At 41.6% G+C, this 14,201-nt stretch carries 12 protein-coding genes; 7 read left to right on the plus strand and 5 right to left on the minus strand.

Translation table 11 applies throughout. The annotated features are described in order from the left end of the window. Positions 1-95: 95 nt before the first annotated feature. The 4 genes from glpD (at position 96) to MHB66_RS04595 (ending at position 5,646) form a co-directional block, all read left to right on the plus strand. The gene (gene glpD, locus MHB66_RS04580) at positions 96-1,757 is read left to right on the plus strand and encodes a glycerol-3-phosphate dehydrogenase (RefSeq protein WP_046310368.1); all 1,662 of its coding nucleotides are present in this window, start codon (positions 96-98) and stop codon (positions 1,755-1,757) included. Positions 1,758-1,952: 195 nt separating this feature from the next. Further along, complete coding sequence (locus MHB66_RS04585; protein ID WP_034623906.1) at positions 1,953-3,698, plus strand: phospho-sugar mutase; 1,746 nt, start codon at positions 1,953-1,955, stop codon at positions 3,696-3,698. Between the two features lie 155 nt (positions 3,699-3,853). Beyond that, positions 3,854-4,999: a GAF domain-containing sensor histidine kinase gene (locus MHB66_RS04590; RefSeq protein ID WP_046310371.1), complete on the plus strand. Its 1,146-nt coding sequence runs from the start codon at positions 3,854-3,856 to the stop codon at positions 4,997-4,999. After that, positions 4,996-5,646, plus strand: coding sequence for a response regulator transcription factor (locus tag MHB66_RS04595; protein WP_024425298.1), 651 nt, complete (start codon positions 4,996-4,998; stop codon positions 5,644-5,646). Before MHB66_RS04590 ends, MHB66_RS04595 begins: the two co-directional genes overlap by 4 nt. Before the next feature lie 366 nt (positions 5,647-6,012). On the opposite strand, the gene MHB66_RS04600 is transcribed toward MHB66_RS04595, so the two are convergent. Further along, the gene (locus MHB66_RS04600; RefSeq protein ID WP_046310373.1) at positions 6,013-6,261 is read right to left on the minus strand and encodes a YhdB family protein; all 249 of its coding nucleotides are present in this window, start codon (positions 6,259-6,261) and stop codon (positions 6,013-6,015) included. Between the two features lie 248 nt (positions 6,262-6,509). Between MHB66_RS04600 and MHB66_RS04605 the strand changes: the two genes are divergently transcribed. Further along, entirely contained in the window at positions 6,510-6,773 is a 264-nt protein-coding gene (locus tag MHB66_RS04605; protein ID WP_224426432.1) for a YqzG/YhdC family protein, read from the plus strand. A gap of 110 nt (positions 6,774-6,883) precedes the next feature. Here the strand turns inward: MHB66_RS04605 and MHB66_RS04610 are convergent, their stop codons facing one another. Both MHB66_RS04610 and MHB66_RS04615 read right to left on the minus strand, forming a co-directional pair. Next, on the minus strand, positions 6,884-8,359 hold the full coding sequence (locus tag MHB66_RS04610) for a catalase (RefSeq protein ID WP_024426596.1): 1,476 nt from the start codon (positions 8,357-8,359) through the stop codon (positions 6,884-6,886). Between the two features lie 159 nt (positions 8,360-8,518). Continuing rightward, positions 8,519-8,950 carry an Rrf2 family transcriptional regulator gene (locus tag MHB66_RS04615; RefSeq protein ID WP_024425294.1) on the minus strand — a complete coding sequence of 144 codons (432 nt, stop codon included), beginning with the start codon at positions 8,948-8,950 and terminating at the stop codon, positions 8,519-8,521. A gap of 183 nt (positions 8,951-9,133) precedes the next feature. On the opposite strand from MHB66_RS04615, the gene MHB66_RS04620 reads away from it, so the two are divergent. Beyond that, on the plus strand, positions 9,134-10,333 hold the full coding sequence (locus MHB66_RS04620; protein WP_046310376.1) for a globin domain-containing protein: 1,200 nt from the start codon (positions 9,134-9,136) through the stop codon (positions 10,331-10,333). A 76-nt stretch (positions 10,334-10,409) separates the two neighbouring features. Continuing rightward, positions 10,410-11,822 (plus strand): SpoVR family protein, encoded by a 1,413-nt coding sequence (locus tag MHB66_RS04625; RefSeq protein WP_041116958.1) that lies wholly within the window; start codon positions 10,410-10,412, stop codon positions 11,820-11,822. Between the two features lie 38 nt (positions 11,823-11,860). Here the strand turns inward: MHB66_RS04625 and garD are convergent, their stop codons facing one another. Together garD and MHB66_RS04635 are read right to left on the minus strand one after the other, a co-directional pair. Continuing rightward, positions 11,861-13,438 (minus strand): galactarate dehydratase, encoded by a 1,578-nt coding sequence (gene garD / locus MHB66_RS04630; protein WP_046310379.1) that lies wholly within the window; start codon positions 13,436-13,438, stop codon positions 11,861-11,863. Between the two features lie 13 nt (positions 13,439-13,451). After that, on the minus strand, positions 13,452-14,156 hold the full coding sequence (locus tag MHB66_RS04635; RefSeq protein WP_034282256.1) for a FadR/GntR family transcriptional regulator: 705 nt from the start codon (positions 14,154-14,156) through the stop codon (positions 13,452-13,454). Positions 14,157-14,201: the final 45 nt, after the last annotated feature.

Here is a 14,201-nt window from a genome sequence, read left to right on the forward strand (position 1 = left end):
AGAACTGGAGAGACCGCAGGCACCGAAGTGTAGAAATACGCTTTGGGTGTTTGCGGTCTCTTTTTCTTTACCGTACAACATGGGAGGAACAAGAGATGACTTTTTCTAGCTTAGAAAGAGAACAAATGCTGCAGGAAATGACAAAAAAACCATATGATGTGTTTATCATTGGTGGGGGTATAACAGGCGCTGGTACAGCACTTGACGCGGCTTCACGCGGAATGCGTGTCGGCCTTGCAGAAATGCAGGATTTCGCAGCAGGTACGTCTAGCCGCTCAACGAAACTAGTGCACGGCGGACTTCGTTATTTAAAACAATTTGAAGTGAAAATGGTCGCAGAGGTCGGTAAAGAGCGTGCCATTGTATACGAAAATGGTCCTCATGTCACAACGCCAGAATGGATGCTTCTTCCGATGCATAAAGGCGGGACATTTGGTAAGTTTTCAACCTCTATTGGACTTAGAGTGTATGACTTTTTAGCTGGCGTAAAGCATAGCGAACGCAGAAGCATGCTAAGTGCAAAAGAAACACTTGAAAAAGAACCGCTTGTCAAAAAGGACGGCTTAAAAGGCGGCGGCTACTATGTTGAATACCGTACAGATGATGCACGCCTCACAATCGAAGTCATGAAAGAGGCTGTGAAATTTGGAGCGGAGGCGGTCAACTATGCGAAAGTAAAAGAATTTATTTATGATAAAGGCAAAGTGGTTGGTGTTGTCATTGAAGATGTCATGACACAGAAAACCTACGATGTGTATGCGAAGAAGATCGTCAATGCGACAGGTCCATGGGTAGATCAGCTGAGAGACAAGGACCACTCAAAAGAAGGAAAACACTTACAGCATACAAAAGGAATTCACTTAGTATTTGACCAATCGGTCTTTCCATTAAAACAAGCGATTTACTTTGACACACCTGATAAACGTATGGTCTTTGCCATTCCAAGAGAAGGCAAAACGTACGTTGGAACAACAGATACAGTGTACAAAAAACAGCTGGAACACCCGCGTATGACAAAGGCCGATCGTGACTATGTCATCCAAGCGATTCAGTACATGTTCCCTGATCTCAATATTACAGAAAAAGATGTAGAATCCAATTGGGCCGGTCTTCGTCCGCTCATTCATGAAGAGGGCAAGGATCCTTCAGAAATTTCTCGTAAAGATGAAGTGTGGACATCATCTTCAGGCTTAATCACCATTGCTGGCGGTAAATTAACAGGCTACCGTAAAATGGCTGAGCATATTGTCGATCTAGTACGTGATGGACTGAAACAGGAAACGGGCAAAGATTATGGACCATGTAAAACAAAACATATGCCAATCTCAGGCGGCCATGTAGGCGGATCTAAAAACATGGCAGCCTTTGTTCAAGCGAAAACAGCAGAAGGAGCATCTGTTGGTTTAACAGAACCGATTGCACAAAAACTAGCTGAAAAATATGGCTCAAATGTCAGCAGTCTCTTCAAACGTGTCGAGCAGCTTCAAGGGGAAGCAGACAAACGAAATATTCCAGCGTATGTACTGGCAGAGCTTGTCTATGCGATTGAAGAAGAATTAGCCGTTACTCCTGTTGACTTCTTCTTAAGAAGAACAGGAAGCCTATTATTTAATATCAATTGGGCAAAAATATATGCACAGCCAGTCATCGATTATATGGCAGAACGTTTTGGCTGGGATGAAGCAGCAAAACAGAAATATCAAACAGAATTAGATCAACTATTCCATGAAGCAGTCGTACCGCTTGATGCTGAATAAAAAGAAGACAAAGGGCTAAAGCAAGATCATTTTAGCCCTTTGTCAAACAATCTGAAAGCCGATCATGTATCGGCTTTTTTTATTTGTGCAGCATTTTTTTCAACTGCTAATGATAAAGCATGACATAAAGGATGATTCCATATAAAATAACAGTAGATGTTATTTTATTGATGATAAGAGCTGGGGAGGACGACCATGAGTTGGAAGACGAATTATGAGCGATGGATCAATGAGAAGCACCTGGATACTGAACTAAAGGAATGGCTGGAGACGCATCAAGATGACCACCAGGCCCTTGAAGACTGTTTCTACAAAAACCTTGAGTTCGGCACTGGAGGAATGCGCGGTGAGATTGGTGCAGGCACGAACCGAATGAATGTGTACACTGTTCGTAAAGCATCAGCAGGTCTTGCTGCGTATATTGCGAAACATGGAGAGGATGCAAAAAATAGAGGCGTCGCCATTGCATATGATTCACGCCATAAATCGCCTGAATTTGCGATGGAAGCAGCCAAAACACTTGCTTCACAGGGCATTCAAACGTACGTATTTGATGAATTGCGTCCGACACCAGAGCTCTCCTTTGCGGTTCGTGAGCTGCATGCATTTGCTGGAATCGTCGTGACAGCAAGTCATAATCCACCAGAATATAATGGCTATAAAGTGTATGGTGAAGATGGCGGGCAGCTGCCTCCATTTGAAGCAGATCAAGTCATTCAAGAAGTAGATGCAATTGAAAATGAACTGTCGATTTCAGTTGATTCTGAAGAAACGTTGAAACAGCAAGGGCTGATCAAAATAATCGGAGAAGAAATCGACCATGCCTATATTGAAAAATTAAAAACCATTAGTGTGCACCCTGAGCTGGCACATGAGGTCGATGTCAAAGTCGTGTTTACTCCGCTTCATGGGACAGCCAATCACCCTGTCAGAAACGGGCTGCAGGCTCTTGGATATCAGCATGTCACTGTTGTGCCTGAGCAGGAAAAACCAGATCCACAATTCTCAACAGTGACCTCGCCGAATCCAGAGGAGCATGCAGCATTTGAGTACGCCATCAAGCTTGGTGAAAAACAAAATGCAGATATCCTCATTGCCACAGACCCAGACGCTGACAGGTTAGGCATTGCGGTCAGAGATCACGAAGGAGAATTTACCGTCTTAACAGGCAACCAGACAGGCGCCCTGCTGCTTCATTATTTATTGTCTGAAAAACAAAAGCTGGGTCAATTGCCGCCTCGTCCCGTTGTGATGAAAACCATTGTCACAAGTGAGCTTGGGCGCGCTGTAGCATCAGCTTTTGGTGCCGACACGATAGACACACTCACAGGCTTTAAATTTATTGGAGAAAAAATTAAGCAGTTTGAAAAGAGCGGAGAATACACGTTTCAATTCGGTTATGAAGAGAGCTATGGCTATTTAATCGGTGACTTTGCCCGAGATAAAGATGCGGTGCAAGCGGCACTTTTAGCCGTTGAAGTTGCTGCTTTCTATAAAAAGCAGGGCAAGTCCTTGTACGATGCGCTTGTCGATATTTTCAAGCAGTTTGGATTTTACCGGGAAGGATTAAAGTCGTTAACCTTAAAAGGAAAAGAAGGAGCAGAGCAGATTTCAGCGATCCTTCATACCTTTAGAACAAATCCGCCAGCTGCCATCGCAGGGCAGCGCATCACAGTGATTGAGGATTATCAATCAAGTCAAAGACAACTTGTGGCTGAAAAGAAAGAGGAAACCATTCACCTGCCAGCATCAAATGTGCTGAAATATTTCCTTGAGGATGGTTCTTGGTTCTGCTTAAGACCTTCCGGCACTGAGCCTAAAGTGAAATTTTATATTGCAGTCAAAGGCACGTCTTTAACAGATAGTGAAGAAAAGCTAAAGCATTTGTCAGAAGAAGTGATGAAAGTCGTTTATGATATTGTGGAAGAAACAGCGAAATAACGAAAGACAAGGCCATCGTGTATGAATGCATGATGGCCTTTTCTCAGCCAAAAGGATGAGAAGAAATCATTCTTTTGGAGAAAGAGCGACGAGGGGGCTCATGGTATAATGAGCGTAATGATAAGTGAAGGCTGCAAATGCCGGGGGTAAACAGTATGGGAGAATACCAAGAGAAGGTTGAAACATTAAAAACGTTAAAAGAAATTGCTGAAAAGCTAAATGAAGGCATGGAAATGAAAGAAACGCTTCATGAAGTGCTCCAAATGCTGATGGATGTCACAGGCTTTCATTCAGCATGGATTTATTTTATAGAAAAAGACGGGTCATATGAACTGATGGCAGAGGTTTCCTTACCTGAAGCACTTGCAAAGCATCAAAAGCAGCTCATGTGTCAAAATGATTGTTATTGCATCAACCGATACACAAAAGGCTCGCTGCAATCAGCCACCAATATTATTAACTGCAAACGGATTGAAACGGCAATTGAAGAAAAGCTTGGGGATACAGAAGGAATTACTCATCATGCGACCGTACCGCTAAAAGCGTGTAAGCGTACGTTCGGCTTATTAAATGTGGCGGCAAAAGGAAAAGTCACATTTACGCAAGAAGAGCTGAATTTGCTTGAAAGCATTGCACTTCAAATTGGCACCGCCATTCAGCGGATGAAGCTTGTGCAAAATGAACAGCAGCACGCACTTCTGGAAGAAAGAAACCGGCTGGCACAGGACTTGCATGATTCTGTCAACCAAATGCTGTTCTCTGTGAGTCTGACTGCTAAGGCTGCACGGCAAATGACAAGCGATCAACACCTAGGGGAAATGATTGATTTTATTCAGCATTTGTCACAAGATGCTCTGATTGAAATGCGGTCACTCATTTGGCAGCTGAGACCCAGAGGCCTTGAAAAAGGGTTTACGACAGCAATTGAAGAGTATGCACAGCTTTTAGGATTACGCTGCACTTTATCTTTATCAGGCTGTATAGAAATGGACCATTCTCACAATGAAACTTTGTTTCGGGTATGTCAAGAAGCGCTCAATAACTGTCAAAAACATGCGGAAGTAGAAGAAGTCGAGGTCAAGCTTGAGCAATCAAAAGACACGTTGGAGATGAAAATCATTGACCACGGAAAAGGTTTTCAATATGACGAGCAGATGAGCCTTCCTTCACTTGGGCTGAAAGGGATGTCTGACCGCATCCGAAGAGCAGGTGGTACATTTTGTATCCATTCAGAGTTAGGTAAAGGAACTACGATTCATGTAAAAGTGCCATTTTCACAAGAAAGGAAGGGATCGTCATGAGAGTTGTCATTGCAGATGATCATCATATTGTGAGAAAAGGGCTTGTGTTTTTCTTGCAGACACAGTCTGATGTGGACATCGTTGGTGAGGCGTCCAATGGGCAAGAGGCATTAGAGGTTGTCAGAGAAACCCGGCCTGACATTGTCTTAATGGATTTGTCTATGCCTGTAATGAATGGCATTGAGGCAACGAAACAAATGACGCTGGAAATGCCGGACTCCCGCATTGTGATCCTGACAAGCTATGCGGATAAAGATTATGTCATTCCCGCCATTCAAGCAGGGGCGAAAGCCTATCAATTAAAGGATGTAGCACCAGAAAAGCTGCTTTCGACCATGATTGAAGTTCAAAATGGCACCTACCAGTTAGATGGTCATATCACGACCTTTCTCGTGCAGCATCTGACAGAGCCAAAAGAGCAGAAATGGGCATTGATGAAAGAGCTCACCAATAGAGAGCGAGATGTCTTATTTGAGATTGCAAAAGGCAAAAGCAACAAAGAAATTGCCTCATCGCTGTTTATTTCTGAAAAAACTGTCAAAACGCACGTATCTCATGTATTATCAAAATTAGAGCTGGCAGATCGAACCCAAGCGGCTCTGTATGCAGTGGATTATCAAAAAAATCAGCCGAAAGAGCTGCTATGACAAAAGGAGATCTAGGCGTCATGCTAAAACTTTTAAGCGCACATTCAATTCAATGAATTGAATAAAAAAGAGAAGCATGAACAGTCTAATTTCTAATAGATAAAAGACTTGATGAGTGTATGCTCATCCAGTCTTTTTTATTTTAAAGGAGGTGATGAACCGGTCAATCACAGGTGAATGTAAAATAGGAGGGGATCTAGTGGAGGCATATGAATTAGTAAGTGATTTTCGTCATGATGACAAATTAAAAGAGAACTTGAATAAGCTTGCGATCCATACATTATCTCTAACGCTTCCCATTACAGCGCACTGCTAATTGTATATAAAAGGGAAGGGCTAAAAAAAATTCATTTTAGCCCTTTTTCTTTATGTGTACATCGGTTGTGAATAAACTTCAGAAGCAGCAGCCTCTGAAGCATGATCAATGTACTGCAGGAGCCCATATAAACATTTTTCAACATCTGCATTGTTCCGGTTAAATTGATACGCATGTAAGAAATGCTCAATACGTTTCGAGAGCAAATCATCTTGCGTACGTACCATAAGAATAAGTAAATTATCCCATTGCGAGCGATGCGTATAATAAAGTGCTTTATCATAATCCGCCACATTCATTAAACCTTCTCCTTTCCCTTGAGAAGTCTTCATTAGTTTGCGCGGATCATATCGACTTTTTCAGGGGAAAAGTTGGTGTCCGCATCAATCGTGTACCGGGAATTATAGGCTGAATAATTGCTTCATGTATGAAAAAGGACCGGCCAGCTAAACCTAAACAAAACATATATGAAAGTGAGTTCAATGATATCATGCAGCCGAAATGGTGGATGCTTATTGCAGCAGGAATCGTTTTGCTTGGCAGTTTGATGATTCATCCTGCATCAAAAGCAGCAGTGCAGCCGTTTGAAAATTGGGAAAGACTTGCGTACACAGCGTTTAAAGATGAATATAAAGGTGCCGCTTTAAATGATTATCATTACATTGGCCGGACAGAAGTGAATGATGAGCAGACAAAAGATGTGTTTCGCGTCACTGTAAAGGAAGGATCAACTCGCTTTGCCGCACATGCAGAAATTTATTTTCATCCGGTGACTGGTCATTTGATTAGTATTAACGTGTTTCGACTATAAAGAAGTACCTTTTTTTGTAAAGGGTGCTCGAGGCGTTCAGTCAAAAAAGACAAGGGGCTAAAATAAAGATCATTTTAGCCCTTTGTCCAACAATTTTTTTCGAAATGGAATTATTTCATGCTACCTTGAAGATAAGCGCGAATATCCACACCAAGTGAATCTGCTAATCGCTGGCCGTAATCTTCATCGGCACGATAGAAGTTGCAGATTGCAAGTAATTTTGTTTGGTCATTCACATCTTTCAAATCAGCTGTTAGGTTTTTAATCAATGCTTGTTTCTCTTCTTCAGAGTAGCTTCGATATTTTTCTCCAGCTTGTTTGAAATCGTTCGGTTTTTCAATTTTTTGTCTCACCATACGGTCACCGTGAAGAACTGGCTCACTTTCTTTGTAGTGAGGGTTTTCTTTTGGCTGATCGGCATAACGGTTTGGTTCATAGTTAATATGACCGCTTGGACGAGTCGTTGTCATAAAGCCATCCTGCTGGTTATTGTGTACAGGTGCATAAGGGCAGTTAACCGGAATGCGCATGTAGTTCGCACCAAGTCGGTGGCGCTGCGTATCAGGATATGAGAACAGACGGCCTTGAAGCAGTTTATCTTCAGATGCCTCAATTCCTGGAACAAATGCACTTGGCGTGAAAGCAGACTGTTCTGTTTCAGCAAAGAAGTTTTCAGGATTGCGGTTGAGTGTCATGCGTCCTACTTTTTGAAGCGGGTAATCTTCCTCGCTCCACGTTTTTGTTGGGTCACATGGATCATAATCAAGTTCATCATAATCGCTAAGCGGCATAAGCTGAACATATAAGTCCCATGCTGGGAAGTTGCCTTTTTCAATGCGGTCATATAAATCTCTTGTCGCATGCTGGAAATCGTTTGCTTGAATTTCCGCTGCTTCTTCCATAGATAAGTTGCGAATACCTTCAGAAGGTCTCCAGTGATATTTTACATATTTTGCTTCGCCGTATTTATTCACCCATCTAAATGTATGCACACCAGAACCGCGCATTTCAGCATAGCTTGCAGGGATTCCTTCATCAGAGAAAAGCCATGTGAGCATATGAGTGGATTCAGGCGTTAAGGTCATAAAATCCCAATAACGGTCAGGATCTTGAATATTGGTTACAGGATCTGGCTTGAGAGAGTGAACCATATCAGGGAATTTCAATGCATCACGAATAAAGAAGATCGGCAAGTTGTTACCAACGAGATCATAGTTGCCTTCTTCTGTATAAAATTTGACAGCAAAGCCGCGCGGGTCACGCAATGTTTCAGGTGAACCTTTCGGATGAATAACGGTGGAGAAGCGAACAAAAACGTCTGTTTGTTTTCCTTCTTCACTTAAGAAGGCTGCTTTTGTATGTTTCTCCATGCTGTTTTCTACTTCAAACACACCGTAAGCGCCGGCGCCTCTTGCATGAACGACGCGCTCTGGAATACGTTCACGATCAAAGTGTGCGAGTTTTTCAATCAAATGGTAATCATCAAGAAAGGTAGGTCCGCGGTGACCAGCTGTTCTTGAGTTTTGGTTATCGCCAACAGGCACGCCTTGGTTCGTTGTCAAATTTTTATGATTTGAATTTGTCATTCTTTTCTCCTCCTGTAAACAAAAAAGTGTTTTCTAGCAATCTATATACCCTAATTATATTGAATCAAACATGATAGTCAATATTTATTTATAATAATTTTAAATAAATTATTATTACAAGAAGGTAAAGAAAAAGACGAAAGAATAAATTCTTTCGCCTTAAAGCAGGAGCTCTCTAAGAGCATCTTTGTTTTGTGTTAAATCGTTTAGTGTGTATCGGTCTAGAACGCTTAAATAAGCAGTGAGTGCTTCATGAAGTACATGCTTTAATGAACAAATTGGGGAGATGATGCAGCTGTTTTTCTTTGGATCAAAGCATTCAACCATGACTAAATCATCCTCTGTATAACGGACAACCTCTCCAATATTAATGCTTTCTGGGCTTTTTCCAAGCCTGATCCCGCCATTTCTTCCGCGAATCGTTTCCACATACCCGCGTTTTCCAAGATGATAAATCACCTTTGTCAGATGATTTTTAGAAATGCCATAAACATCGGCGATCTGCTGAATATTTGACAGTTCATTATTTTCTCTCGAAGCTAAATAAATGAGTACCCTTAATGAGAAATCTGTGTAATTCGTAAGTTTCATTTTGACGACCTCTAAACCTAATAGAGTTTTGTATCATCGTAACACATTTTAGACAAAAACTGTTCGAGAAAGTGTAAAATGTGACAACATTTAAAACATGTATTATAAATATTGCTTTTAGAGACTGTCATCCATTACGATAAAGATGTATTTAAAATACTTCTTTTGAAAGAAGGAATGACGATGTTATCTAAAGATCAAATGAATGCAATAAAGCAATCAGCTCCTCTACTAAAAGCCGAGGGAACCAAACTTGTCACTGTTTTTTATCAAAATATGATTCGCCAGCACCCAGAGCTGCTCAATCAATTTAATAAAACAAATCTGATGAACGGAAGTCAGCCAGAGGCACTTGCTGCGACACTATATCAAGCTGCACTGCACATTGATCGATTAGAAGAATTACTTCCTGCGGTCAAACAAATTGCCCATAAGCATGTCAGTGTCATGGTCAAAAAAGAACAATACCCAATTGTCGGATATCACCTGATTGAAGCGATGAAAGATGTGTTTGGCTTAAGAGAAGAAGATGCCACTTTATTAGCTTGGAAAGCTGCATATGACATCATTGCGAATATTTTCATTACCATAGAAGCAGAAATGATGGATGAAAATGTGAAACAGACAGGCGGATGGGCAGATGTGAAGCCGTTTGTGATTAAGAAAAAGAAGCAAGAATCTCCATCGCTTATCTCTTTTTATTTAGTACCAGAAGATGAATCAGAGCTGCCATTGTATCAAGCAGGCCAATACATTACGGTTCAGGCAGATATGCCAGGAGAAGCCTATATGTGCAGCAGACAATATAGCTTATCAGACGAGCATCATCCATCTTATTACCGTATTACAGTGAAGCGTGACGGTCATGTGTCTACATTTTTGCATGATGAAATGGAAGAAGGGGACGTTCTTCAAGTGAGTATGCCGCAGGGAATGTTCTGCTTGCAAGGAGACACAAAAGAGCCTGTTTATTTCATCAGTGCTGGGTCTGGTGTCACACCAATGATTGGTTTAGTGAAAACTGCCGCACAAAACAGTCAGACATTCACGATGATTCATGCAGATCGATTAGAGGATGTAAATGCTTTTGAAAATGAGTTTGAACGCGTTCTAGCTTCAGCTTCCCATGGGCGCATCATCCTATGTAACGAACAATTTGCGCAGTCTGGAAAGGGTGAGCTTGTTGAGAAAGCGTCTTCCCGCATTGACCGTCCATTTCTTCAATCGGTGATCGGAGAAGGGAAAGGCCAATTTTATCTATGCGGTTCCCCGGTGTTTACACAGGAGATCATTCATATTTTAAAAGAGCTTGGAATTCCATCGCGCAATATTCATTTCGAAGCATTTGGCGGGCAATCCACAAAAGAAATGGAAGTCGTCTAAACGGTTGGCGGAACATCATGTTTTTTTACATACGCTCATATAGTAGGGATAAGTCCGATGAGGAGGGATGGTTTCCTTGAGCGTATCTGAAAAACGTCTTTTACAAAGAGCGATTGATGAAATTACAGAAATTGCAGAAGGATTTGGTCTAGATTTTTATCCGATGAGGTATGAAATCTGTCCCGCGGAAATTATTTATACGTTCGGTGCATATGGAATGCCAACACGATTCAGCCACTGGAGCTTTGGGAAGCAATTTCATAAAATGAAGCTTCATTATGATTTAGGATTAAGCAAAATTTATGAACTGGTGATCAATTCAAATCCTTGCTACGCCTTTCTACTAGATAACAATACGCTCGTTCAAAATAAATTAATTGTGGCTCATGTATTGGCACACTGTGATTTCTTCAAAAATAATTGCCGTTTCCAAAACACAAAACGAGATATGGTCGAAAGCATGTCAGCAGCGGCAGAGCGGATCAAAGAATATGAGCATATCTACGGAACAAAAGAAGTCGAAGCCTTTTTAGATGCCGTATTGGCTATCCAGGAGCATATTGATCCGTCTCTTGTTCGATCAAAATTAAGCTGGAATATGGACGATGAAGAAAGTGAAGATGATAAACCAAAACGTCAAACGCCTTATGATGATTTGTGGGGAATGGATGAGCCGAAAATGCGTGAGAAAAAGAAAACCGTTAAGCAGTTTCCGCCAAAGCCTGAAAAGGATCTTTTACTCTTTATTGAAGCGCATTCCCGGGAGCTGGAGCCATGGCAGCGGGATGTTCTTACCATGCTGAGAGAAGAAATGCTCTATTTTTGGCCGCAGCTGGAAACAAAGATTATGAATGAAGGCTGGGCATCGTATTGGCACCAGCGGATTATGCGGGAGCTTGATTTGGATTCAAGTGAATCGATAGAATTTGCGAAATTAAATGCAGGTGTGGTGCAGCCATCTAAAACAGGCATCAATCCTTACTATTTAGGGCTGAAAATTTTTGAAGATATTGAAGAACGCTATAACAACCCATGTGAAGAATTAAAAAAAGCAGGGGTCACAGAAGGATCTGGCCGCAGTAAAATGTTTGAAGTCAGGGAAATTGAATCGGATATTTCTTTTATTCGAAACTACTTAACGAAAGACCTTGTGATGAGAGAAGACTTGTACTTGTTTCAAAAGCAGGGGAGAGATTATAAAGTCATTGATAAAGAATGGAAGGCGGTTCGTGATCAGTTAGTCAGTATGAGAGTGAATGGCGGCTTTCCGTATTTGACCGTGATCGATGGCGACTATTTAAAAAATAACGAACTTTATATCAAGCATTGGTATGAAGGCATTGAACTTGATCTGAAATACTTAGAAAAAGTCCTTCCGTATTTATATCAGCTGTGGGGAAGAAGTGTGCATATCGAGTCAGTTCTTGAAGGAAAAGAAGTGATGTTTTCTTATGATGGAAAAGGGGTTCATAGGAAATATCTCGCTTAATGATCATAAAAAAAGATGTCCTCAAACGGACATCTCTTTTATGTGACTGGGGCTGGATTAAATAGACACAAATCGTTATGAATCCCCCAATGATCGGCCCATGTTTCTTTCCGGCCGCTGGCGATATCTAGTATATAATGAAACAGGTCTGTACCGACTTCCTCGATTGTTGCTTCTCCGGTTGCAATACGGCCGGCATCAAAATCAATAAGATCCGGCCATTGTGTCTGTAAGCTGGTTTTCGTAGAAACTTTTATTACAGGTGCTGCTGCTAGGCTGTATGGAGTTCCTCGTCCTGTTGTGAAAATTTGTACATTCATACCAGAGGCGAGCTGCAGTGTTCCGCAAACAAAATCGCTTGCCGGCGTTGCAGCAAATATCAGCCCTTTGGTGGCCGCTTTCTCACCAGGCCCAATCACACTAGATATTGGACTTGTGCCAGATTTGGCGATAGAACCAAGCGCCTTTTCTACGACATTGGATAAACCGCCTTTTTTATTTCCTGGGGAAGGATTTGCACTTCTATCTGCTTGACCTCTGCTTAAATAGTCATCGTACCATTTCATTTCCCGTATAAGTGCCTGCCTCGTTTCTTCATTCAAAGTTCTTGGAGTTAATAGGTGAATGGCATCACGCACTTCTGTCACTTCTGAAAAAAGAACCGTTGCTCCTGCTTTGACAAGGAGGTCTGCTGCATATCCAACGGCGGGGTTTGCTGTTACACCTGAGAATGCATCGCTTCCACCGCATTGTAAGCCTACCACTAAATCCGATACAGGACATGGGACGCGTGTCCGCCTATTGAGTTTCTTTAGTTTGTGCTCTGCAGCCTTCAGAATGGAGGTAATCATTGAAGAAAAGCCTGATTCCTCCTGTAATGTTAAAATATCGTCTTGCCGCTCTTCTGACACAATGCGTGATGGTATGAGTTTTTCACAGCCTAATCCAATGACGAGCACTTCTCCGCCAAAGTTCGGATGTGTGGCTAAGTTTTGGATGGTTCTGATCGGAATGACCGCATCTGGTGCATGAATGGCCACACCGCAGCCGTATTGGTGGTGGAGGGGAATTACGTCATCCACATTTGGATATTTCGGCAGCAGATCTTCCTTGATTTTTTTGACCGCATAGTCAAGAACCCCAACGACACATTGCACGCTTGTTGTAATCCCGAGAATATTTTTAGTACCAACAGAATGATCTGGATTTCGGTATCCCTGAAATTCATAACCATCAAGCTTTTTAAGCGGAGGACCGCTGTATGTTAGGCATGATAATTTGTCTAAAGGAGGAGGAGCTGGCATTTGAACGAGCTCTTCTTTCACCCAGCTTCCCTGTATGATGGTTTCGTTAGCGTATCCAATGATTTCACCATATCGCACAATTGGTGCATGCTGTTCAATTGTCTTAAGTGCAACTTTATGCCCTTGAGGGATGCGTTCAGTTAACGTCAATCCACTTGAAAAGCTGGTGCCAGCTGGTAGTCCGCCATCATTTACGATGATTGCTACATTATCCTTTGAACTTACCTGAATATATAGGGGTGCTTCCTTTGCTTTTTGATTCAAGAGATCACTCCTTTGAAAGCGTTGTCTTTTTAAGGGGAGAGGAAGCATATCCGCTTCCGTATCATGGCGTTTGATTTAATCCTTTTAAAATCTTATCACGTACAAACTTCAAATGTTCATGCATATGGAAGTGTGCTTGATATGGGTCTCTAAGCTGAAGAGCTTCATAAATTTTCTGATGATAATTAACGGTCACGTTTTTTTCTCGATAAGGAATTTGGCTGTCAATCTTGGCGTGTGATACTAAAAGCGCCTGAATCATGCCTTCAACAACTGGATTGTTTGCACTTAAGGCAATAATCCGGTGGAATTCTTTATCGGCTTCACCATAGTTGTTATCTGTACTTTCCTCAATCATTTCAATGGTTCTTTCTAATTTTTTTAATTCTTCATCACTAATTTTCTCAGCAGCAACGGTGACAAGGCCTAGTTCTAGTACCATACGAGCTTCTAGAATGGCTGGTAAATTATCTTGAGCCAGTGCGAGCATAACTGAAAATGGCTGATTGCTAATTTTATCATTAAAATATGTACCGCCTCGTGTTTTTCTAGTGATAACGCCTAATGTTTCAAGAGAACTTAAAGCTTCGCGCAACACAGGGCGGCTTACCGATAAAATATCCATGAGTTCCATTTCTGTTGGCAGTTTGTCACCAGCTTTTAATTGTCCGCTAGACAATAAATGAACGATACGTTCTATGACTTGTTTTGCTAATGTTTTTCGATTCACTGTTTCAAATTTAAGTTCATCCATACTTTCATTCACGAGTCATTCTCTCCCTTCAGTTGTTCAATTGTAAGACAAAATGAA

Origin of the sequence: Bacillus sp. FSL L8-0167 (genome assembly GCF_038630295.1) — a bacterium.
Lineage (GTDB): Bacteria > Bacillota > Bacilli > Bacillales > Bacillaceae > Bacillus > Bacillus safensis.

Bases quoted from the DNA above. Each gene is read 5' to 3' on its own strand.
- glpD (WP_046310368.1), top strand. From the start codon at position 96: ATGACTTTTTCTAGCTTAGAAAGAGAACAAATGCTGCAGGAAATGACA.
- MHB66_RS04585 (WP_034623906.1), top strand. From the start codon at position 1,953: ATGAGTTGGAAGACGAATTATGAGCGATGGATCAATGAGAAGCACCTG.
- MHB66_RS04590 (WP_046310371.1), top strand. From the start codon at position 3,854: ATGGGAGAATACCAAGAGAAGGTTGAAACATTAAAAACGTTAAAAGAA.
- MHB66_RS04595 (WP_024425298.1), top strand. From the start codon at position 4,996: ATGAGAGTTGTCATTGCAGATGATCATCATATTGTGAGAAAAGGGCTT.
- MHB66_RS04600 (WP_046310373.1), bottom strand. From the start codon at position 6,261: ATGAATGTGGCGGATTATGATAAAGCACTTTATTATACGCATCGCTCG.
- MHB66_RS04605 (WP_224426432.1), top strand. From the start codon at position 6,510: ATGATTCATCCTGCATCAAAAGCAGCAGTGCAGCCGTTTGAAAATTGG.
- MHB66_RS04610 (WP_024426596.1), bottom strand. From the start codon at position 8,359: ATGACAAATTCAAATCATAAAAATTTGACAACGAACCAAGGCGTGCCT.
- MHB66_RS04615 (WP_024425294.1), bottom strand. From the start codon at position 8,950: ATGAAACTTACGAATTACACAGATTTCTCATTAAGGGTACTCATTTAT.
- MHB66_RS04620 (WP_046310376.1), top strand. From the start codon at position 9,134: ATGTTATCTAAAGATCAAATGAATGCAATAAAGCAATCAGCTCCTCTA.
- garD (WP_046310379.1), bottom strand. From the start codon at position 13,438: ATGCTTCCTCTCCCCTTAAAAAGACAACGCTTTCAAAGGAGTGATCTC.